The organism is Streptomyces sp. NPDC091287 (genome assembly GCF_044768525.1).
Taxonomy (GTDB): Bacteria; Actinomycetota; Actinomycetes; order Streptomycetales; family Streptomycetaceae; genus Streptomyces.
This window is the reverse complement of sequence record NZ_JBIVUV010000005.1, coordinates 106,100-125,324: the sequence shown is the minus strand read 5'-3', so window position 1 is coordinate 125,324 and position 19,225 is coordinate 106,100. Positions and strand designations below refer to the sequence as shown.

At 72.2% G+C, this 19,225-nt stretch carries 21 protein-coding genes; 9 read left to right on the top strand and 12 right to left on the bottom strand.

What is annotated here, in order from left to right:
* Positions 1-82 precede the first annotated feature (82 nt).
* On the bottom strand, positions 83-535 hold the full coding sequence (locus ACIQRW_RS09465) for a MarR family transcriptional regulator (protein ID WP_403756740.1): 453 nt from the start codon (positions 533-535) through the stop codon (positions 83-85).
* A 185-nt stretch (positions 536-720) separates the two neighbouring features.
* Positions 721-936 carry a DUF6243 family protein gene (locus tag ACIQRW_RS09460; RefSeq protein ID WP_361329997.1) on the bottom strand — a complete coding sequence of 72 codons (216 nt, stop codon included), beginning with the start codon at positions 934-936 and terminating at the stop codon, positions 721-723.
* 205 nt (positions 937-1,141) lie between these two features.
* Here ACIQRW_RS09460 and ACIQRW_RS09455 point away from each other — a divergent pair, with 205 nt between their 5' ends.
* The 5 genes from ACIQRW_RS09455 to ACIQRW_RS09435 all read left to right on the top strand — a co-directional run bounded on the left by ACIQRW_RS09455 (position 1,142) and on the right by ACIQRW_RS09435 (position 4,707).
* Positions 1,142-1,561, top strand: coding sequence for a GNAT family N-acetyltransferase (locus ACIQRW_RS09455; RefSeq protein ID WP_403756737.1), 420 nt, complete (start codon positions 1,142-1,144; stop codon positions 1,559-1,561).
* A 114-nt stretch (positions 1,562-1,675) separates the two neighbouring features.
* Positions 1,676-2,266, top strand: a complete 591-nt coding sequence (locus tag ACIQRW_RS09450) for a dihydrofolate reductase family protein (protein WP_403756734.1) — start codon at positions 1,676-1,678, stop codon at positions 2,264-2,266.
* Between the two features lie 97 nt (positions 2,267-2,363).
* Positions 2,364-2,747: a VOC family protein gene (locus ACIQRW_RS09445; RefSeq protein WP_403756732.1), complete on the top strand. Its 384-nt coding sequence runs from the start codon at positions 2,364-2,366 to the stop codon at positions 2,745-2,747.
* A 62-nt stretch (positions 2,748-2,809) separates the two neighbouring features.
* Positions 2,810-3,226, top strand: coding sequence for a DUF4440 domain-containing protein (locus ACIQRW_RS09440; protein ID WP_403756730.1), 417 nt, complete (start codon positions 2,810-2,812; stop codon positions 3,224-3,226).
* A gap of 203 nt (positions 3,227-3,429) precedes the next feature.
* Entirely contained in the window at positions 3,430-4,707 is a 1,278-nt protein-coding gene (locus ACIQRW_RS09435) for a serine hydrolase domain-containing protein (protein WP_403756727.1), read from the top strand.
* 27 nt (positions 4,708-4,734) lie between these two features.
* On the opposite strand, the gene ACIQRW_RS09430 is transcribed toward ACIQRW_RS09435, so the two are convergent.
* The 9 genes from ACIQRW_RS09430 to ACIQRW_RS09390 form a co-directional block, all read right to left on the bottom strand.
* Positions 4,735-5,340 (bottom strand): TetR/AcrR family transcriptional regulator, encoded by a 606-nt coding sequence (locus tag ACIQRW_RS09430; protein ID WP_403756724.1) that lies wholly within the window; start codon positions 5,338-5,340, stop codon positions 4,735-4,737.
* A complete protein-coding gene (locus ACIQRW_RS09425) occupies positions 5,328-6,062 on the bottom strand; it encodes an enoyl-CoA hydratase family protein (RefSeq protein WP_403756721.1) in 735 nt (244 codons plus the stop codon). The genes ACIQRW_RS09430 and ACIQRW_RS09425 overlap by 13 nt, the downstream gene beginning before the upstream one ends.
* Entirely contained in the window at positions 6,059-7,642 is a 1,584-nt protein-coding gene (locus tag ACIQRW_RS09420) for a 4-coumarate--CoA ligase family protein (RefSeq protein WP_403756718.1), read from the bottom strand. Before ACIQRW_RS09420 ends, ACIQRW_RS09425 begins: the two co-directional genes overlap by 4 nt.
* Positions 7,643-7,776: 134 nt before the next feature.
* Positions 7,777-8,970, bottom strand: coding sequence for an acyl-CoA dehydrogenase family protein (locus ACIQRW_RS09415; RefSeq protein ID WP_403756715.1), 1,194 nt, complete (start codon positions 8,968-8,970; stop codon positions 7,777-7,779).
* Positions 8,967-10,949 (bottom strand): biotin carboxylase N-terminal domain-containing protein, encoded by a 1,983-nt coding sequence (locus ACIQRW_RS09410; RefSeq protein WP_403756712.1) that lies wholly within the window; start codon positions 10,947-10,949, stop codon positions 8,967-8,969. Before ACIQRW_RS09410 ends, ACIQRW_RS09415 begins: the two co-directional genes overlap by 4 nt.
* Positions 10,950-10,993: 44 nt before the next feature.
* Complete coding sequence (locus ACIQRW_RS09405) at positions 10,994-12,592, bottom strand: acyl-CoA carboxylase subunit beta (protein WP_403756709.1); 1,599 nt, start codon at positions 12,590-12,592, stop codon at positions 10,994-10,996.
* Positions 12,589-14,331: an acyclic terpene utilization AtuA family protein gene (locus ACIQRW_RS09400; RefSeq protein WP_403756706.1), complete on the bottom strand. Its 1,743-nt coding sequence runs from the start codon at positions 14,329-14,331 to the stop codon at positions 12,589-12,591. Before ACIQRW_RS09400 ends, ACIQRW_RS09405 begins: the two co-directional genes overlap by 4 nt.
* Positions 14,328-15,134: a TIGR03084 family metal-binding protein gene (locus ACIQRW_RS09395; protein WP_403756703.1), complete on the bottom strand. Its 807-nt coding sequence runs from the start codon at positions 15,132-15,134 to the stop codon at positions 14,328-14,330. The genes ACIQRW_RS09400 and ACIQRW_RS09395 overlap by 4 nt, the downstream gene beginning before the upstream one ends.
* Before the next feature lie 140 nt (positions 15,135-15,274).
* Positions 15,275-15,820, bottom strand: coding sequence for a DinB family protein (locus ACIQRW_RS09390; RefSeq protein WP_403756701.1), 546 nt, complete (start codon positions 15,818-15,820; stop codon positions 15,275-15,277).
* 172 nt (positions 15,821-15,992) lie between these two features.
* Here ACIQRW_RS09390 and ACIQRW_RS09385 point away from each other — a divergent pair, with 172 nt between their 5' ends.
* Positions 15,993-16,706: an NUDIX domain-containing protein gene (locus tag ACIQRW_RS09385; protein WP_403756698.1), complete on the top strand. Its 714-nt coding sequence runs from the start codon at positions 15,993-15,995 to the stop codon at positions 16,704-16,706.
* 35 nt (positions 16,707-16,741) lie between these two features.
* Here ACIQRW_RS09385 and ACIQRW_RS09380 read toward each other — a convergent pair whose 3' ends face one another.
* Entirely contained in the window at positions 16,742-17,353 is a 612-nt protein-coding gene (locus ACIQRW_RS09380) for a TetR family transcriptional regulator (RefSeq protein ID WP_403757420.1), read from the bottom strand.
* A 123-nt stretch (positions 17,354-17,476) separates the two neighbouring features.
* On the opposite strand from ACIQRW_RS09380, the gene ACIQRW_RS09375 reads away from it, so the two are divergent.
* The 3 genes from ACIQRW_RS09375 to ACIQRW_RS09365 all read left to right on the top strand — a co-directional run bounded on the left by ACIQRW_RS09375 (position 17,477) and on the right by ACIQRW_RS09365 (position 19,203).
* Positions 17,477-18,433: an oxidoreductase gene (locus ACIQRW_RS09375; protein WP_403756695.1), complete on the top strand. Its 957-nt coding sequence runs from the start codon at positions 17,477-17,479 to the stop codon at positions 18,431-18,433.
* Between the two features lie 96 nt (positions 18,434-18,529).
* Positions 18,530-18,772: a ribbon-helix-helix protein, CopG family gene (locus ACIQRW_RS09370; RefSeq protein WP_403756692.1), complete on the top strand. Its 243-nt coding sequence runs from the start codon at positions 18,530-18,532 to the stop codon at positions 18,770-18,772.
* On the top strand, positions 18,769-19,203 hold the full coding sequence (locus ACIQRW_RS09365; protein WP_403756689.1) for a type II toxin-antitoxin system VapC family toxin: 435 nt from the start codon (positions 18,769-18,771) through the stop codon (positions 19,201-19,203). Before ACIQRW_RS09370 ends, ACIQRW_RS09365 begins: the two co-directional genes overlap by 4 nt.
* Positions 19,204-19,225 lie beyond the last annotated feature (22 nt).

Sequence of the window (19,225 nt, the reverse complement as noted above, 5' to 3'; positions counted from 1 at the left end):
CACCAGGGAGTTGCCCGGATGGAAGCGGCCCCTCCGTGGGGCCTCCGGACAAGGCTGAAGGTAGGCGGCCTCACGGAGGGCATCAATTACCTCCGAGGTAATCAGCCCCTCGCATCCAGCGGCCCGCGCTCACGGTCGAGGACTCCCGTCCCGTGCTGCCCCGAGGGCCCTGCCGGGCTGGAGCCCCGTACACCAACCCGACCCGGGCATCATGCAGTTCGAGGTTGAGCCACGCACGGTGCAGCAGTTGGTCCACGACCCTGGCGATCTCGTGCGGCCCGTCGGCAAGGTGCGTCAGCCGGTCAACGACCTCCTCGCGGCTCGGCGCCGCGGGGCCGCCGCCGTTCACGCTGTTGAGTACCCAGTACTGCGGCTGCGTGACGTCGATCCTGGCCATCGCGTCACGCAGATGCCGCGTGACGGTCGCATGGGCCAGGCCGCTCCAGTAGCCGATCGGCTGAGTGGCCAGCATGTCATCGGTGGCGGCCGGGTTCGCCGGCGCCTGGTCGGTGGTGTTTCCGATCGGTGATCCCATGATCGCGACGCTACGTTTCCCCGGTGCGCCGAACAATCGGAATGCGGCGTTCAGTCAGAACGCCGCGCGAAGACGAACGATCACTCGGTGGCCGCCGGGCGCAGAAAGCCCTGCCCCGTCCGGTGCCGCCCTGTCCCGTGCGGTGCCGCCCTGCCCCCGTCCGGTGCCGCTGCGGCGGCGGTGCGTCAGCCCTGGGCGGTGTCGTCGCCCGACTGCCCCGTGCCCTCGGCCGCGCCGGTCTTCTCGCGCATCTTGCGCACCAGCTCCGCCTTCTGGTCGGCGGCGCTCCGACGGTCGAGATTGCGGTGCGGACCGTTGTTCTGCCGTTCGGCGCGGGACAACTTCTTGCGCTGGCCGCCACCCTGGCCCACAGGGTTGTTGATGTTCTTGCTCACGGTCACGGGTTCTCCCGGTAGTGATGTGAAGTGATCTACGGATTCACCGGTGGGGGACGGGCGGCGACGTCGGCAGGACGTCAGCGGCGGCCCATCACGCGCTCACTCGTAAATCGGCGTCTGGAATGACAAAGACGTTACCCGGTTCCGTCGCCCCCCGCACACCACCCGTTTCGGGTGGCGCCTGCCGGACTCCCTTAGCATGTAATGCATGCAGATGAGCTATGACCCTTACGAACTGTCCGTCGAGCTGCCTACCGTCGAGACCTACCTGCGGCTGCGCCCCGGGGCGGGACTTAGCGCGATGCCCTCCGAGGCAGCGGTGCTGGGCTTGCCGAACACCTGGCACGCGGTTCAGGTCCGCCACGACGGTGAACCGGTCGGTATGGGGCGGGTGATCGGCGACGGCGGTTGCTTCTTCCAGGTCGTCGACATCTGTGTCCTCCCCGAACATCAGGGGCGTGGGCTCGGGAAGCGCATCATGGCCGAGCTGATCGGCGAACTGGAGCGCCGGGCCCCGACCGGCGCCTATGTCTCCCTCATCGCCGACGGCGACGCCCGGCATCTCTACAAGAAGTTCGGCTTCCGCGAGACCGCACCGGCCTCGGTGGGCATGCACCGCACTGTGTGAAGGAAGCCGTAACCCGCGACGCCGTGACCGATGAGTCCCGGTCCCGCGTGCGGTCAGCATCGATGAGAGCAACCGCACAAAGGCAACCGCGCGCACGGACAGGAGCAGCAACACATGGGTCAGCTGGTCGTGGTCAACTTCGTCTCGTTGGACGGCGTCATGCAGTCGGTCCTCTCGGCCGACGAGGATCGGGACGGTGGGTTCGATCAGGGCGGCTGGGTGCTGCCGTACGTCGACGAGGTGGTCGAGCGGTTCATGAGCGAGGCCACGGCCGGTGCCGGCGCTCTGCTCCTGGGGCGCAGGACCTACGAGATCTTCGCCGCCACCTGGCCGTACGCCGACCTGAACGACCCCGCTGTGGCCGCGATGAACGCGATGCCCAAGTACGTCGCCTCCCGCACGCTCAAGGAGCTGGGCTGGGCGAACTCCACCCTCCTCGGGGCCGATCCGGTGGCGGAGATCAGGCGGATCACGGCCGCGTCCGGGGGCGAGACGGTGGTGCTGGGCAGCGGAGAGCTGCTCGCGACCCTGAGCGAGCACGACCTCGTCGACGAGTACCGGCTGCTCGTCTTCCCTCTCCTCCTGGGCGGTGGGAAGCGGCTCTTCGCCGATGGCAGGAGCCCTCGTCGCCTGTCCCTCACCGCAATGCGGCCGACACCGTCCGGCGTCCTGATCAACACCTACCGCCGCCCCGCCGAGGAGTGAGGGCCTCATCGGCGGCAGCGAACGGACTGCTGCTCGCGCACGAGGAATGGGCACAGCTCGGTGGCGTTCGGCGTGGAGATCAGGAAGGCTGGAGCGCATGGTTTCGGTAGTGCAGAACGTGGCGATCGACTGTGCGGATGCTTATGAGCTGGCCCGGTTCTGGAGCGGTGTGACAGGGCGTCCGCTGCACCCGGAGGACAGGCCGGGTGTCCGGGAGGCTCAGGTGCTGCTGGCGGAGGGCCCGGTGCTGCACTTCAATCAGGTGCCCGAGGCCAAGACGATCAAGAACCGACTCCATCTGTGCCTGCGCCCGGAGACCTCGCGCGATCAGGAGGTGGAACGGCTGCTGGAGCTCGGCGCCACGTTCGTCGGCGATCACCGAAATCCCGATGGTTCGGGCTGGGCGATCCTCGCCGATCCCGAAGGCAACGAGTTCTGCGTCCTGCGGAGTGCGTCCGACCGGGCCGCCATGCTCTCCTGACGCTCACGGCGTCCGGGACGGATGACGCCCGCCCGGGCCTCCTCGTCGGCGACGATGGCCGAATGAGTCAGGAACACGAAGACGTGAGTGCGGCGATCGACGGCGAGTTGCGGCTGATGGACCCCGCCGTCCGTCTCTCCCGGTCCATCGCCGAGACACTGCTCGACCCGGAGTTCGTCGAGATCGGGGCTTCCGGAAGGCGGTGGACGTACGAGGAGATGCTCATCGCCCTCCCCGACCTGGACGGCGGAGGCGCGGACAGCCCGCGCTACGAGCCCTCCGGTATGACCGGAGTGGTGCTGGGGCCCGGGCTGGTGCACCTCACGTACGAGACCGTCATCGGCGGCGACCGGGCCCGCCGGAGTTCGCTGTGGCGCAGGCGGGCCGGGGAGGCGTCGTGGCGGATGTACTACCACCAGGCGACGCCGGTTCCGGCCGGTGAGGAGCCCCGGGACCGCACCCCGTCCGACTCCGGCTGACACCGGCCCAACGCCGCCCGACGCCGGTCCCGACGGCCTCAACGCCGCCCGTCCCGAAGGCCCCGAGGGCTCCGTGCCGCGCGGCTCCGAACGAGTGGACTTCGCAGGGCGCGGCCGGGATGCGGTACGGAGTCCGGGGGCCGGGTGGTGTCGTTGCCGTCGCTCCGCTCCCCTCCCCCCTCCCGGTCCGGAAGAGGCCCCCCATGCGACGACGATCCCCCACCCGACGTCTGTACGCCGCGATGCTGCTCGCGGCGTCCGTACTGGCCCCGATGGCCGTGGCTCCCGCCCAGGCGGTCCACGCCGCAGGCCTCGACCGGCACGATCAGCACGCTCAGCACCACGGGAACGACCATCTCGGCAGACACGACCGGCACGGCCAGGACGACTGTCCGCCCGGCGGTCTCGGTCCCGAGCTGACCGCCAGGCTGGACAAGGCCATCGCGGACGTCCGTGAGCAGGCCGGTATCCCCGGCGCCGTCGTCGGGCTGTGGATGCCGGGGAAGGGCAGCTACGTCCACGCCGACGGCGTCGCCAACAAGGTCACCGGTGAGCCGATGTCGGCCGACACCCGGATCCGGATCGGCAGTGAGACCAAGACGTTCACGGTCACCGCGCTGCTCCAACTCGTCGACGACAAGCTCGTCAAGCTGGACGACCCGATCTCCCGTTACGTCTCCGGCGTGCGCAACGGCGACCGGATCACGCTCCGCCAGCTCGCCGGGATGCGCAGCGGCCTGTTCCCGTACACCGCCGACGCGGACTTCGTGCACGACCTGCTGAGCGATCCGTACCGCTCGTTCACCCCGCGGGGCGTGCTCGCGTACGGCATGAAGCACAAGAACACCTTCAAGCCGGGTGCGGAGTTCCAGTACTCCAACTCCAACCTCGTCCTGCTCGGCCTGGTGATCGAGAAGGTCACCGGTCAGGAGCTCCGCCAGGTCATCCACGAGCGGGTGCTCCGCCCCGCCCACCTGCACAACACGCTCTTCCCGACCGGGGCCGAGTTCCCCGAGCCGCACGCCCGCGGCTACACCGACCAGACGCTGAGCGGCGAGACCGAGGACGCCACGGACTGGAACCCCAGCTGGGCATGGGCCGCCGGGGCGATGATCTCCGATCTGCACGACCTGCGCCGCTGGGCCAAGATCGTCGCCACCGGGGAGCTGCTGAGCCCCGCGACCCAGGCGCAGCGGCTCAAGACCCTGCCGACCGGCTTCCCGGGGCTCAGCTACGGTCTGGGGATCTTCGACGCCGACGGGTGGATCGGGCACAACGGTTCCCTGCCGGGGTACGAGACCGTCACCGTCTACCTGCCCGCGCAGAAGGCCACCATGGTCATCATGATCAACACGGATTCCCTCAGCGATGGCCAGGAGCCGTCCACTCTGCTCGCCCGCGCGGTCACGCAGATCGCCACCCCGGACCACGTCTACGACGGCAGCGCCTCCCAGGAGCCGGCCACCCCGGCCGCTTCCTGAGGACGCCCCGGAGCCCCGTCCGGGCTCTCACCTCAGCCCTTCCTCCACCAGCGCCGCCCACTGCGCCACCACCCGTGCCCGCCGGGCGGCGTCGTCGGTGAGGAGGTTGGCGAGGCCGAGGCCGCGGGCCATGTCCAGGAGGCCCTGGACCGTTTCGCGCGCTCCGGGCCGGGATTCGTCGGCGCCCAGGAGTTCGACGGCGATCCGGTGCGTCTCCCGGCCCACCCGCGCCTCCAGTTCCGTCACGCGCGGGCGGAGCTGGGCCTCGTTGGAGGCGGCGACCCAGAGCTGGAGCGCGGCCCGGAACAGGGGGCCGGTGTAGAGGTCGACCAGGGCCGCGACCACCGCGGCGCGGCCCTGGACGGGGAGCGCGCGCAGGGCGGCGGAGCGTTCCTCGGCGACGTACTCCACCGCCCCCGTGAACAGGTCCTCGCGGGTCGGGAAGTGGTGCTGGGCCGCGCCGCGCGAGACGCCGGCCCGCTCGGCGACGACGGAGACGGTGGAGCCCGCCCAACCGTGTTCGGCCAGGCAGGCCACCGCCGCCTCCAGGAGCCGCTGCCGGGTCGCCCGGCTGCGGTCCTGCTTCGGCGCGTGAGCGGATCTCAAAGGGCTGGAAGGTGTCACCGCACCCATGCCGGGTCCCGTCGTTCGAGGAAGGCCGTCATCCCCTCCCTCGCCTCGTCGGAGGCGAACAACGCGGCGGATCGGGCGACGAGGTCTTCGGCGTACTGGTCGAAGCTCCTCAGCACGGTAGCCGTGACCAGCTCCTTCGATGCGGCCAGCCCCTGCGGCGAGGCTCGGCGCAGGCCGTCCAGGATGGGGACGAGTGCCTGGTCGACGTCCTCGGCGGCCACCGTGACCAGCGAGATCCTGGCCGCCTCCGCCGCGTCGAAGCGCTCACCGGTGAGGTAGTAGCGGTTCGCCGCCGTGCGGTCCAGGCGGGGCAGCAGGGTGAGGGAGATGACCGCCGGGGCCAGGCCGAGGCGGGACTCCGTCAAGGCGAAGGTCGAGGCCGGGCCCGCCACCGCGATGTCGCACGCCGCCAACAGGCCCAGGCCGCCAGCCCGGACATGGCCCGCCACCCGGGCCACGACCGGTTTGGGCAGCGCCACGATCTCCCGCATCAGGGCCACGAACGCCTCCGGGTCCGGCGGCGCCTTGAGGTCCGCCCCGGCACAGAACGTCGTGCCGGTGTGGGTGAGCAGCACCGCCCGTACGGTGTCGTCCGAGGCGCACCGCGCCAGCGACTCCCGCAGCTCGCCCACCAGAGCGGCCGACAGCGCGTTGCGGTTGGCCGGCGAGTCCAGGGTCAGCGTCGCCACTCCCCGGTCGCAGAGCCTGTCGATCAGGGTCACTTCTCCTCCGTCTTCTCCCGGTCGCGCAGCTCGCGCCGGAGGATCTTGCCGGACGCCGCCCGGGGCACCGCCTCGACGAACTCGGCCTGCCGCACCTTCTTGTACGGGGAGACGCGTTCGGCGACGTACGCCAGGACGTCCTCCACCGTCAGGCCGTCCGCCGCCGGGCTCCGGACCAGGAACGCCTTCGGGACCTCGTTGCCGTCCGCGTCGTACACCCCGATCACCGCCGCGTCCGCGAGGTGCTCGTGGGTGAGGAGCAGGGCCTCCAGCTCGGCGGGGGCCACCTGGTAGCCCTTGTACTTGATCAGCTCCTTGACCCGGTCGACGACGAACAGCCAGCCGTCCGCGTCGACCCGCCCGACGTCCCCGGTGTGCACCCAGCCGTCCGCGTCGATCATGTCGGCGGTGGCGTCGGGGCGGCCCAGGTAGCCCTTCATCACCTGGGGGCCGCGGATGAGGATCTCGCCGTCCGCCCCCTCCTCCGTGTCCTTCGCCGGGTCCGCCAGCGACACGATCCGCATCTCGGTACCCGGCAGCAGCTTGCCGACCGTCCCCGGCGGCGGCCGCTCGGCGGAGAGCGGCACCACGTGCGTCCCCGGCGACAGCTCCGTCATCCCGTACGCCTGCCGCACCGGCGGCACCCCCAGGCGGGCCGAGCAGGCGGCGGCCAGGTCGGCGTCGAGCGGGGCGGCGGCGCTGACGACGTACTGGAGCGAGGAGAGGTCGTACTCCCCGACCAGCGGGTGCTTCGCCAGGGCCAGCACGATCGGCGGGGCCACGTACAGGCCGGTGATCCGGTGCGTCTGGATGGCCTCCAGGAACTGCGCCAGGTCGAAGCGGGGCAGGACGACGACGGTGGAGCCGCAGCGGAGCGGGACGTTCATGAGGGCGGTGAGGCCGTAGATGTGGAAGAACGGCAGCACCGCCAGGATGCGGTCGCCCTCGCCCATCGGGATGAACGGTCTCAGCTGCTCCAGGTTGGTCGCGATCGAGCGGTGCGTCAGCATCACGCCCTTGGGCGTGCCCGTCGTGCCGGAGCTGTACGGGAGCGCCGCGACGTCCTCGCCGGGGTCGATGGCGATCGTAGGCTCGGGGGCGGTGGAGGACAGCATGTCCAGGATGGAGGTGTGGCCCTCCGCCTGGTCGCAGACGTAGATCTCCCTTATGCCGCTGGTGAGTTCGGCCGCCCGGCGGGCGGCGGGAAGGAGCGGGGAGACGGTGACGATCCAGGTGGCCCCGCTGTCGGCGAGCTGTTTGGCGAACTCCTCGGGCGTGGCCAGCGGGTGGACGGTGGTGACGGAGGCCCCGGCGCGGGTGGCCCCGTAGAAGACCGCCGGGTAGGCGATGGTGTTCGGGCTGTGGAGGGCGAGGACGTCGCCCTTGCGGAGACCGGCCTCGGCGAGCGCGGCGGCGATGCGCCGGTGGAAGCCGTCGAGCTGGGCGTACGTGAGGGAGGCGCCGTTCGTTCCGTCAATCAGGGCGACGGTGTCACCGAACCCGGCGGCCCCGCCGAGGACCGCGTCGTGGATGGGCGTGTCGAGGGCCGGTACGTCTGCGTACTCGCTGCGGAACACCATGGCGGTCCCCTGTCGTCGCGGATGCCCGCGCCGCCCGGGTGGCGGCGCGGGACGCCGTGCGGGTGTGGAGGGTCAGAATCACCCCTGTGGGGGAGGGATGGGGAGAGGTCGGACGGAAGCGGATCGGGAAAGGCTCAGTACGACTTCGGCAGGCCCAGCGTCTGGTGCGAGACGTAGTTCAGGATCATCTCGCGGCTGACCGGGGCGATCCGGGCCACCCGGGACGCGGTGATCAGGGACGCGAGGCCGTACTCGCGGGTCAGTCCGTTGCCGCCGAGGGTGTGCACGGCCTGGTCGACCGCCTTCACGCACGCCTCGCCCGCCGCGTACTTCGCCATGTTCGCCGCCGCGCCCGCCCCGACGTCGTCGCCCTCGTCGTACAGCCGGGCCGCCTTCTGCATCATCAGGCGCGACAGCTCCAGGTCGATGTGCGCGGTGGCGAGCGGGTGCGCGATGGCCTGGTGGGAGCCGATCGGGGCCTTCCAGACCTGGCGGGTACGGGCGTACTCCACGGCCTTGCCGAGCGCGAAGCGGCCCATGCCGATGCCGAACGCGGCCGTCATGATCCGTTCGGGGTTGAGTCCCGCGAAGAGCTGGAGGAGGCCCGCGTCCTCGTCGCCGACCAGGGCGTCGGCCGGGAGGCGTACGTCGTCCAGGACCAGCTCGAACTGCTTCTCGGGGGCGTGGAGTTCCATGTCGATCTGGTTCCGGCCGAAGCCCTCGGCGTCGCGCGGGACGATGAACAGGCAGGGCTTCAGCTTCCCGGAGCGGGCGTCCTCGGTGCGGCCGACGATCAGCGTGGCGTCGGCTATGTCGACGCCGGACACGAAGACCTTGCGGCCGGTGAGGAGCCAGTCGGCGTCCGGGCCCGTGCCGTCACGGCGGGCGGTGGTGGTGATGCGGTGGGAGTTGGAGCCGGCGTCGGGCTCGGTGATACCGAAGGCCATGGTGAGGCTTCCGTCGGCGAGGCCCGGCAGCCACGTCCGCTTCTGTCCGTCGGTGCCGAAGCGGGCGATGACCGTGCCGCAGATCGCGGGCGACACGATCATCATGAGGAGGGGCGAGCCGGCCGCTCCCAACTCCTCCAGTACGATGGAGAGTTCGGCCATGCCGCCGCCTCCGCCGCCGTACTCCTCGGGGAGGTTCACCCCGAGGTAGCCGAGCTTGGCGGCCTCCGCCCACAGCTCGTCGGTGTGGTTGCCCTCGCGGATGACGGTGGTCATGTAGTCGCGCCCGTACCGCTTGCCGAGGGCGGCGACGGCGGCGCGCAGGGCCTGGTGCTCTTCGGTTTCGAGGACGGTGCCGGCGGCGGTGCGGGCGGTGCTCATGCGGTCTCCTCCGGTACGGGGATGGCGGCCGGGTCCTCCTGGACCACGGCGAGCAGCGCGCCGACCTCGACCTGGAGTCCGGGGGCGGCGTGCAGGGCGGTGAGGGTGCCGGAGGCGGGGGCGAGGATGCGGTGCTCCATCTTCATCGCCTCCAGCCAGATCAGCGGCTGCCCGGCCTCGACGGGGACCCCGGCGGCCAGGCCCTCCGCGAGGCGGACGACGGTCCCGGGCATCGGGGCGAGCAGGGAGCCCGGTTCGGTGTGCGTGGCGGGGTCGGTGAAGCGGGGCAGGGCGGTGAAGGCGTACGAGGCGGCCCCGGTGTCCACGTACACCCGGTCGCGGTCCGCCGTGACCGTGAAGTGCCGTGCCACACCGCCCTCTTCGAGGGTGACCCGGTCCGGGGTGACGGCGAGGACCCGGACGCCCGGGGCGTCGTGCGGTTCCGGGACGCCGGTGCGCGGGGTGCGGTGGGCGACCTCGTACTCGGTCCCGTCGGGCTCGCTCCGGTAGCGCTTGACCTGCGGCCCCGATGCCACGTTGCGCCAGGCCCCGAAGCGGGTGGGGGCGGGGCCGCCGGAGGCGGTGGTGCGGACGGCTGCCGCCAGGGCCGCGGCGAGGGCGGCCGTCGCCGGGTTCCGGCCGGGGGCCGGGGCGGTCAGGGCAGCCAGGTGCCGGTCGTAGAACCCGGTGTCCAGGCGTGCCGCAGCGAAGTCCGGGTGGCGCAACGACCGTACGAGCAGGTCGCGGTTGGTGACCGGGCCGTGGATCCGGGCCCGCTCCAGTCCGCGGGCCAGCAGCCGGACGGCCCCGGCGCGGGTCGGGGCGTGGGCGATCACCTTGGCGAGCATCGGGTCGTAGTGCACGCCGATGGTGTCGCCGCCGGTGTACCCGGTGTCCAGGCGCAGGCCCGGCGCGTCCGGCACATCCAGTGCGAGGAGCGCGCCGGTCTGCGGCTGCCAGTCACGGGCGGGGTCCTCGGCGTAGAGCCGGGCCTCGACCGCGTGACCCGACGGCGACGGGGGCGTCGGCTCCAGCGGCTCGCCCTCCGCCATCCGCAGTTGCAGCGCGACCAGGTCGAGCCCGAACACGGCTTCCGTGACCGGGTGTTCGACCTGGAGGCGGGTGTTCATCTCCAGGAAGTACGGGCGTCCCTCGGCGGAGACCAGGAACTCCACGGTCCCCGCGCCCCGGTAGCCGACCGCCCGGGCCGCCGCCACCGCCGCCTCGTGGAGCCGGGTGCGCAGGGCGTCGTCCAGGCCCGGGGCGGGGGCCTCCTCGATGACCTTCTGGTGGCGGCGCTGGAGCGAGCAGTCCCGGGTGCCGAGCGCCCACACCGTGTCGTGCTCGTCCGCCATCACCTGGACCTCGACGTGCCGGCCCCGTTCCACGTACGGCTCGGCGAAGACCTCGCCGTCCCCGAAGGCGGACGCGGCCTCGGCGGCGGCCGCCAGCAGTTCGCCCGGAAGTGCGCCGAGTGCGCGGACGATCCGCATGCCGCGTCCGCCGCCGCCCGCCGCCGCCTTCAGCAGCAGCGGCAGGTCGTCCTCCCCGGCCGTCGCCGGGTCCACGGGGGCCAGCAACGGGACTCCCGCCCCGGCCATCAGCTCCTTGGCCCGGGTCTTGGACGCCATCAGCTCGATGGCCTTCACCGGCGGGCCCACCCACACCAGGCCCGCGTCCTGCACGGCGGCGGCGAAGGCGGCGCTCTCGGAGAGGAAGCCGTACCCGGGGTGCACGGCGTCCGCCCCGGCGGCCAGCGCGGCGGCCACGACGAGGTCGCCGCGCAGATACGTGTCGGCGGGGGCCGCGCCCGGCAGGCGTACGGCGAGGTCGGCCTCCCGTACGTGCAGGGCGCCGACGTCCGCGTCGGAGTGCACGGCGACGGTGGTGATGCCCAGGTCACGGCAGGTACGGAAGATCCGGCAGGCGATCTCGCCCCGGTTGGCGACGAGCAGGGTCTGGATCACGTCACTCCTCATGGGCGGGTTACATCCGGAAGGTTCCTCGTGGGCCTCATGGGCGGTCACATCCGGAAGACGCCGAAGCCGCCGCGGGCGCCCTCGACCGGTGCGGTGTGGATCGCGGACAGGCACATGCCGAGGACGGTCCGGGTGTCGCGCGGGTCGATGACCCCGTCGTCGTACAGCCGCCCGGACAGGAACACCGGCAGCGACTCCGCCTCGATCTGCTGCTCCACCATCGCCCGCAGCCCGGCGTCCGCCTCGTCGTCGTACGGCTGCCCCTTGGCGGCGGCGGAGGCGCGGGCGACGATGGACAGGACCCCGGCGAGCTGCTGCGGCCCCATGACGGCGGACTTGCTGCTCGGCCAGGCGAAGAGGAAGCGCGGATCGTAGGCGCGCCCGCACATGCCGTAGTGGCCGGCCCCGTAGGACGCCCCCATCAGGACCGACAGATGCGGGACCTTCGAGTTGGCGACCGCGTTGATCATCATCGCGCCGTGCTTGATGATGCCGCCCTGCTCGTACTCCTTGCCGACCATGTAGCCGGTGGTGTTGTGGAGGAAGAGCAGCGGGATGTCGCGCTGGTTCGCCAACTGGATGAACTGGGCGGCCTTCTGGGACTCCTCACTGAAGAGAACACCCTGCGCGTTGGCGAGGATCCCGACCGGATAGCCGTGCAGCCGCGCCCAGCCGGTGACCAGGCTCGTCCCGTACAGCGGTTTGAACGCGTCAAAGTCCGAGCCGTCGACCAGCCGGGCGATGACCTCGCGCGGGTCGAAGGGCGCTTTCAGATCGCCGGGCACGATGCCGAGCAGCTCGTCCTCGTCGTACTTCGGCGGCTCGGCGGGGCCCGGATCAGCGTGTGCCTTACGCCAGTTGAGCCGGGCGACGATCCGTCGTGCCTGTCGGATCGCGTCGTGCTCGTCGACGGCGAAGTGGTCGGCGAGCCCGGAGGTGCGGGCGTGCATCTCGGCACCGCCGAGGGACTCGTCGTCGCTCTCCTCGCCGGTCGCCATCTTCACCAGGGGCGGTCCGCCGAGGAAGACCTTGGACCGCTCCTTGATCATCACCGTGTGGTCGGACATGCCGGGGACGTACGCGCCTCCGGCCGTCGAGTTGCCGAACACGACGGCCACGGTGGGGATTCCGGCGGCGGAGAGCCGGGTGAGGTCACGGAAGAGGGCCCCGCCCGGGATGAAGATCTCCTTCTGGGACGGCAGGTCGGCCCCGCCCGACTCCACCAGGCTGATGGCAGGGAGCCGGTTGGCGAAGGCGATCTCGTTGGCGCGCAGGGCCTTCTTCAGCGTCCACGGGTTCGAGGCCCCGCCGCGCACGGTCGGGTCGTTGGCGGTGATGAGGCACTCGACGCCCTCCACCACCCCGATCCCCGTGACGAGCGAGGCGCCGACCGCGTAATCGCTGCCCCAGGCGGCCAGCGGCGACAGCTCCAGGAACGGGGTGTCGGGGTCGACGAGCAGTTCGATGCGCTCGCGGGCCGGGAGCTTGCCGCGTTTCCGGTGCCGGGCGACGTACTTCTCGCCGCCGCCCGCGAGCGCCTTGGCGTGCTCGGTTTCCAACTCGGCGAGTTTCTCCATCATGGTGGCCCGATTGGTCTCGTATTCCGGGCTGTTGGTGTCGAGCCCGGTGGGCAGGACGGTCATGCGGTCACCTCCGGGAGGGGGACGCCTTCCAGCAGCGGTACGGGGACGGGGAGCGACCGGGACCGCAGCCACTCCCCCAGCGCCTTGGCCTGCGGGTCGAAACGGGCCTGGGCGGCGACGCCCTCGCCCAGGAGGCCGTGCACGGTGAAGTTCAGGGCGCGGAGGCCCGGCAGCACATGGCGCACGACCCTCAGAGCGGCGGTCTCCGGCAGGAGTTCCTTCAGCCGCTCGACGGTCAGCTCGTGCGCCAGCCAGCGCCAGGCGTCGTCGTCGCGCACCCAGACGCCCACATTGGCGTCGCCGCCCTTGTCGCCGCTGCGGGCGCCCGCGATCAGGCCGAGGGGTGCGCGCCGGGTGGGGGTGCCGACGGGATACGGCTCGGGGAGCGGCGGCGCGTCGAGCTCGGCCAACTCCCGGGTGCGGGCGGGGGGTTCCTGCACCTCTCTGCGGCCGTCCGGGAGTACGGCGGTGTGCTCGACGCCCGCCGCCGGTACGGGCCTGGCCTCGAACACCCCGTAGGGCGCGCCCTTTCCGGGCGGGGCGGTGACGTGGAAGCCCGGGTAGCTGCCGAGGGCCAGCTCCACGGCCGCCCCGGAGACGGCCCGGCCGACCGCGTCGGCGTCCTGGTCGCGGACGACGAGCCGCAGCAGGGCGCTGGCCCGCTCCTCGGTGTCGGCGTCGGCACGGTCGGTCCGGGCAAGCTCCCAGCGCACCTCGGCCGGCGGGCGCCCGCCGGCCCGTGCCAGGGCGTCGGCGAACTGGTCCTTCACCAGGTCCGCCTTGGCCTCGATGTCCAGGCCGGTGAGGACGAAGACGACCTCGTTGCGCCAGCCGCCGAGCCGGGTGAGCCCCGCCTTGAGGGTGGGCGGCGGGGCCTCGCCGCGTACGCCGTCGATACGGACCCGGTCCGGGCCGTCCGGGGTCAGCGTCACGGTGTCGAGGCGGGCGGTGACGTCGGGGCCCGCGTACCGGGGCCCGCCGGTCTCGTAGAGGAGTTGGGCGGTGACGGTGCCGACGTCGACGACCCCTCCCGTGCCGTCGTGCTTGGTGATGACCGAGGAGCCGTCGGCGTGGATCTCGGCGAGCGGGAAGCCGGGGCGGCAAAGAAGGCGGGCGTCGTGCTCGCGGAAGAACGCGTAGTTCCCGCCGGTCGCCTGCGTACCGCACTCCAGGACGTGCCCGGCGACCACGGCGCCGGCGAGCGCGTCCAGGTCGTCCGGGCCCCAGCCGAAGTGGGCGGCGGCGGGCCCGGTGACCAAGGCCGCGTCGGTGACCCGGCCGGTGACGACGACATCCGCCCCGGCCCGCAGACAGGCGGCTATCCCGGAGCCACCGAGGTAGGCGTTGGCGGTGAGGAACCCGTCCGGGACGGGCAGACCGTCGCCCTCGACATGGGCGACGGTGACGGGAACGCCGACCTTCTCCGCCAACTGCCGTACGGCGTCGGCCAGTCCGGCCGGGTTGAGGCCGCCCGCGTTGGCTACGATCCGCACCCCGCGCTCGTGGGCGAGGCCGAGTCCTTCCTCCAACTGGCGCAGGAAGGTGGTGGCGTACCCCTTGTCCGGGTCCTTGAGGCGGCTCCGGCCGAGGATGAGCATGGTCAGCTCGGCGAGGTAGTCGCCGGTGACGACGTCGAGGGGGCCGCCGGTCAGCATCTCGCGCAGCGCGTCGAAGCGGTCGCCGTAGAAGCCGGAGGCGTTGCCGATCCGCAGGGGCGCGGGGCCGGGAGCGGTGCTCACCGGTGACCGTCCCGCTCCGCGCGGGGCGGGCGGCCGGGTCCGGGAGGGCCGGCGAACGCCTGGGCGATGGAGAGCCACTGGTCGGCTTCGCGTCCCTCGGCGGTGACCGCGAGGTCGGACCGGTGGGCGCGCTGGGTGACCAGGAGACAGAAGTCGAGGAGCGGGCCGGTGATCCGCTGGGCGGCCTCCTCCGGTCCGTACGTGATCATCTCGCCGTCCGGGGTGTGGAGTTCGACGCGGAACTCCTCCTCGGGCGCGGCGATCCCGCGTACCCCGTAGGCGTAGTTCCGGGCCCGGACGCCGATCCGCGCCACGTGCCGGAGCCGGGTGGTGGGGGCCCGGGTCACCCCGAGGGCGTCGGCGATGTCCTGGCCGTGCGCCCAGGTCTCCATGAGCCGGGCGGTCGCCATGGACGCGATGCTCATCGGCGGCCCGTACCAGGGGATCCGGGTGCCGGCCGGGGCGTCCCTCAGGACCTTGTCGAGCCGCTGCCGCCCCTCCCGCCACCGGGCGAGCAGGGCGTCCGGGTCATGGGCGGCGACCAGGGCTTCGGCCGCCTCGTCGACGAAGGTCTCGGGCGCGGCGAGGGCCTTGACCACCTCGTCCCCGAACCGGTCCGGCTCGGTGGCCGCCAGCAGCGCGACCTCGTCGGTCCAGCTGAGGTGGGCGATCTGGTGGGCCACGGTCCACCGCTCGGCCGGGGTCGGCCCGCGCCAGCCGGGCGCGCCCAACTCCCCTACCAGGGCGTCGAGTTCGTCGCTCTCTTCGCGCAGATCGTCGATCACGGCTACGACAGCGGACACGTGCGCTCCCCTCGGGACCGGGTGTGGTGCCCAGGAGCATGGCAGCGCACCAGGAAACAATCAAGCGTGCTTGCATGATTTTCTGCCCGGGGTGTGCGGGGTGCGCGGGGTGACGCGCATCGCGTCACCCCGGCCGCCCGTCACTCGCCGCCCATGGCCGCCTTCGCCATCTGTTCGGTGGTGCTCACCCCGTCGAGCGCCTCGCGCACGATGTCGGCGTGACCGCTGTGGTGGGCGATCTCGCGGAACACGTGCAGCAGTACGTGCCGTACGGTCCGGACGAGGGGCTGCGGCGGTGACCAGGGGTATCGCGGCAGCGTGACCTCCCGGTCGAGATCGGGCTCCTCGCGGACAGCGCGGTCGAAGGCCTCCGCCGCGGCGTGGAACGCGTCGAGGTGGGCGGCGAGGGTCTCGTCGTCGGTCATCCGGTTGCCGTTCGGGTCGAGGTCGGCCCAGCCGACCTCGGGGGCGGCGGTGCCGTCGATCACGGAGAGCCAGCTCCGCTGGGTCGCCGCGAGATGCTTCACGAGTCCGCCGAGGGTCAGCTCGCTGACCGTCGACCGGGCGCGGGCCTGCTCATCGGTGAGTCCGGCGACGGTGTAGAGGAAGTTGGTGCGCTGGTCGACGACCATGGCCAGCAGGTCGTGGCGTTCGCCGGTGCCTGGGTGGGTGGTGGACGGTTCCATGGCGGGCCTCCTGGCCGATGGGCGTGGACCGGGACTCGATCCGGTGACCGTCCCGAGCCGGCAGCTGTTCCGATCCGGCAGCTGTTCCGATCCGGCGACTGTAAGGTCCGGCCCTGCCCGGACGAGGGCATTCCGGCAGCCGCCGGCCGTGGTGCGCTGTTAGCCTCCGTCGATGACTGCCGAACCTCGCGCGGTGACCGTCCGGTTCGACTCCGACAAGCTGGTCCTGGAGCCCCGGTACGACGCCGAGGGCCTGCACTACGTCTTTCCCGACGGGCGCTCCCGCGATCCCGGTGCGCCGCGCGCCGCCCTGTCCCTGGCGGAGGCCGTGCACGCGCGCATCCGGCCCACCGGGACGGCGGAGAGGGTCCTGCGCGCCTGGGCGGAAGGCACGCCCCCGCAGGGCCCGGTGGCCCTGGAGGATCCCGCGGCGGTGGCGCCGGTACGGGTGCGGGCCGGGGCGATCGTCATCCGTGACGGGGCCATGCTGCTGATCCGCTTCGAGGAGGACGGCGCGCCGTACTACGAGATCCCGGGCGGCGGGGTCGAGGCGGGCGAGACCCCGGAAGCGGCCGTCGTGCGCGAGCTCGACGAGGAGACCGGGCTGGCCGGGACCGTGGGGCCCGAGGTGGCGCGCGTCTGGAAGGGCGGACGCCGCGAGCACTACTTCACCGTGTCCGCGACGGGCGAGATCGGCCGGCCCGAGACGCTGGACAACTACGGCGGCACCCCGGTCTGGATACCGGTGGAACACCTGCCCGCCACCCCGCTGTGGCCCCGGCGGCTGTCCTGGCGCATAGAGCACTGGCACCGGACGGGGTGGCCCGGGCGTCCGGCCGAGCTGGCCGACTCCATCACCGAGCTCGGCCGGCCGTGCGACTGGTGAGGCGCTCGCACTGAACCCGCGCGGCGCGCGGGCCCCTACCGGGAAGCGCCGGGCGCCCCGGCCGTGTCCAGCGCCGGGGCGAGGAAGGCGAAGGCCCGGTCGGTGAGCGCGGCGGGGTCCTCGACTCCGTCGCTGTCGCTCCAGCGCCGCAGCACGGTGTCGAACGCCGCGAGCGCGGCCCCGGCGGCGAGGCGCGGGGTGAGGTCCGCCTCCGGGTCGAGCCCGAGGCGGCGGGCCGTCTCCACGGCGAGGTCGTCGCGCCACTGGGCCTGGTGCTCCAGGAACCGGGCGCGCAGGGCGGGTGTGCGCAGGATCAGCTGGACGACCCGGAGGGCCCGGCCGGAGTGCTCGGCGCCGTCGGCGCAGGCCGCCATGGCGACCCAGACGGCGTGGCGCAGGGCCGCGGAGGGGGGTTCGGCCTCGGGGCGGGCGGCCAGTTCGGCGCGCATGCCCGTGCCCATGTCGGCCAGGAACTGGACCACCACGTCCTCCTTGGACGCGAAATACCGGAAGAACGTCCGCTTGGACACGCCGGCGGCGGCGGCGATCGCGTCGACCGTGACCGCGTCGAACCCTTCCCGCGCCATCAACTGGAGCGCCGATTCGGTCAGTTCGTCCGTGACGAGCTGACGCTTGCGCTGGGCCATGGTCACTGCGGGGCGGGTGCTCACACCCACCACTGTAGCGCCATGCCATGTCTGACACTCGGTATCTTCCTGACGTCGAGTATCGTCTTGACACCGAGTGACACTCACGACAACGTGTGCCGCATGACAGAACAGGACGGGAAGCAGAAGAAGCCGCGCTGGACCGCCGAGCAGATCCCCGACCAGGCCGGCCGGGTCTCCGTGGTCACCGGGGCCAACAGCGGGCTGGGCCTGGCGACCGCCCGGGCCCTCGCCCGCCGGGGCGGGCACGTGGTCCTCGCCGTGCGCGACGAGGAGAAGGGGCGCCGGGCCGTCGCCGACATCACCGCCGACCGGCCGGACGCGTCGCTGGAGGTGCGCCACCTGGACCTGGCCGACCTCGACTCCGTACGGGCGTTCTCCGACGCCCTGCACACCGACCACGCGCGGCTGGACACACTCGTCAACAACGCCGGGGTGATGGCACCGCCCCGCACGGCCAGCGCGCAGGGGCACGAGCTGCAGTTCGCCTGCAACCACCTCGCCCACTTCGCGCTCACCGGGCTGCTGCTCGACCTGCTGGCGGCCGGGCGACGGGACCCGCGCGTCGTCACGGTGACCTCGGTCAACCACCGTAAGGCGCGCCTGCACTTCGACGACCTGAACGGCGAACGCGACTACGGGCCGATGGCCTTCTACGACCGGTCGAAGCTCGCCAACGCCGTCTTCGGGCACGAGCTGCACCGGCGACTGACCGCGTCCGGCAGCCCGGTCCGGAGCCTGCTGGCACACCCGGGCTACACCGCCACTAACCTGCAGACGAGCGGGCCGACCGGCCTGGTGAAGCTGCTGTTCGGCCGCGTTCTGCGGCCCCTCGCCCAGCCCCCCGGCGCGGGCGCCCTTCCGCAGCTCTACGCGGCGACCGCCCCGGACGCGCGGGGCGGCGAGCTCATCGGTCCGGACGGCCCCGGGGAGCTGCGCGGCGGGCCGGCCCGGGTACCCCTCGCCCCGGCGGCCGTCGACGCCCCGACCGGGCGGCGGCTGTGGGAGGTGTCGGAGCGGCTGACCGATGTCCGCTTCCCGTTCCCGGCGGCCGGGTGACAGGGCCGGGTAACGAGGGCCGGGACTCCCCAGGCAGCCCGGGGCCCCCGCAGCACCACCCTGCCCTACGTAGGGCAGGGTGGTAAAATCGGCAGCATGATAAAGACGACCGTGTACCTTCCGGAAGAACTGGAAGTGCGACTGGATGCCGAGTCCTCCGCGACCGGCGTCAGCAAGGCCGAGCTCATCCGGCGGAGCATCGCCTTGCTGCTGGACAGCGCGGAGCGGCCGAAGCGCACCAGGGAACTGCCCGTCTTCGACAGCGGACGCTCCCTCACGCCTGACGAGATGGACGACTCGGTGTACGAACACATCAAAGAACGGGCCGCACGTCGTTGATCATCGTCGCCGACACCTCAGCTCTCTACGCCGCTTTCGACGCCGCACAGGCGGAGCACTCGGAGGCGGCCAGGGTCCTGGAGAACGAGAGGCTCGCCATCTCCCCCCTGGTCGTCACCGAGCTGGACCACCTGGTCCATCGCGACCTGGGATTCCCGGCGGCCATGCAGGTGATGGAGGCGTTGAATTCCCGTATGGACGACGGGCAGTACCGCCTCGCCGAACTGAGGCTCGCGGACCTGCGTACCGCCCAGGAAGTCCGTCAGAAGTACGAAGGCCTGCGGCTCGACCTGGCCGACGCGGTCGGGGTGGTCCTCGCCGACCGGTACCGGACGGACCGCATCTTCACCTTGGACCAGCGCGACTTCCGGGCGATGTCCCCCCTGACTCCCGGGCTGGACGCCTTCCGGATCCTGCCCGCCGACGGCTGAGGGCTCAGCCGCGTCGCCCCAC

Coding starts and splice junctions, on each gene's coding strand:
- ACIQRW_RS09465 (WP_403756740.1), bottom strand. CDS start 535: ATGGGATCACCGATCGGAAACACCACCGACCAGGCGCCGGCGAACCCG.
- ACIQRW_RS09455 (WP_403756737.1), top strand. CDS start 1,142: ATGCAGATGAGCTATGACCCTTACGAACTGTCCGTCGAGCTGCCTACC.
- ACIQRW_RS09450 (WP_403756734.1), top strand. CDS start 1,676: ATGGGTCAGCTGGTCGTGGTCAACTTCGTCTCGTTGGACGGCGTCATG.
- ACIQRW_RS09445 (WP_403756732.1), top strand. CDS start 2,364: ATGGTTTCGGTAGTGCAGAACGTGGCGATCGACTGTGCGGATGCTTAT.
- ACIQRW_RS09440 (WP_403756730.1), top strand. CDS start 2,810: ATGAGTCAGGAACACGAAGACGTGAGTGCGGCGATCGACGGCGAGTTG.
- ACIQRW_RS09435 (WP_403756727.1), top strand. CDS start 3,430: ATGCGACGACGATCCCCCACCCGACGTCTGTACGCCGCGATGCTGCTC.
- ACIQRW_RS09430 (WP_403756724.1), bottom strand. CDS start 5,340: ATGGGTGCGGTGACACCTTCCAGCCCTTTGAGATCCGCTCACGCGCCG.
- ACIQRW_RS09420 (WP_403756718.1), bottom strand. CDS start 7,642: ATGGTGTTCCGCAGCGAGTACGCAGACGTACCGGCCCTCGACACGCCC.
- ACIQRW_RS09415 (WP_403756715.1), bottom strand. CDS start 8,970: ATGAGCACCGCCCGCACCGCCGCCGGCACCGTCCTCGAAACCGAAGAG.
- ACIQRW_RS09410 (WP_403756712.1), bottom strand. CDS start 10,949: ATGAGGAGTGACGTGATCCAGACCCTGCTCGTCGCCAACCGGGGCGAG.
- ACIQRW_RS09405 (WP_403756709.1), bottom strand. CDS start 12,592: ATGACCGTCCTGCCCACCGGGCTCGACACCAACAGCCCGGAATACGAG.
- ACIQRW_RS09390 (WP_403756701.1), bottom strand. CDS start 15,820: ATGGAACCGTCCACCACCCACCCAGGCACCGGCGAACGCCACGACCTG.
- ACIQRW_RS09385 (WP_403756698.1), top strand. CDS start 15,993: ATGACTGCCGAACCTCGCGCGGTGACCGTCCGGTTCGACTCCGACAAG.
- ACIQRW_RS09380 (WP_403757420.1), bottom strand. CDS start 17,353: ATGGCCCAGCGCAAGCGTCAGCTCGTCACGGACGAACTGACCGAATCG.
- ACIQRW_RS09375 (WP_403756695.1), top strand. CDS start 17,477: ATGACAGAACAGGACGGGAAGCAGAAGAAGCCGCGCTGGACCGCCGAG.
- ACIQRW_RS09370 (WP_403756692.1), top strand. CDS start 18,530: ATGATAAAGACGACCGTGTACCTTCCGGAAGAACTGGAAGTGCGACTG.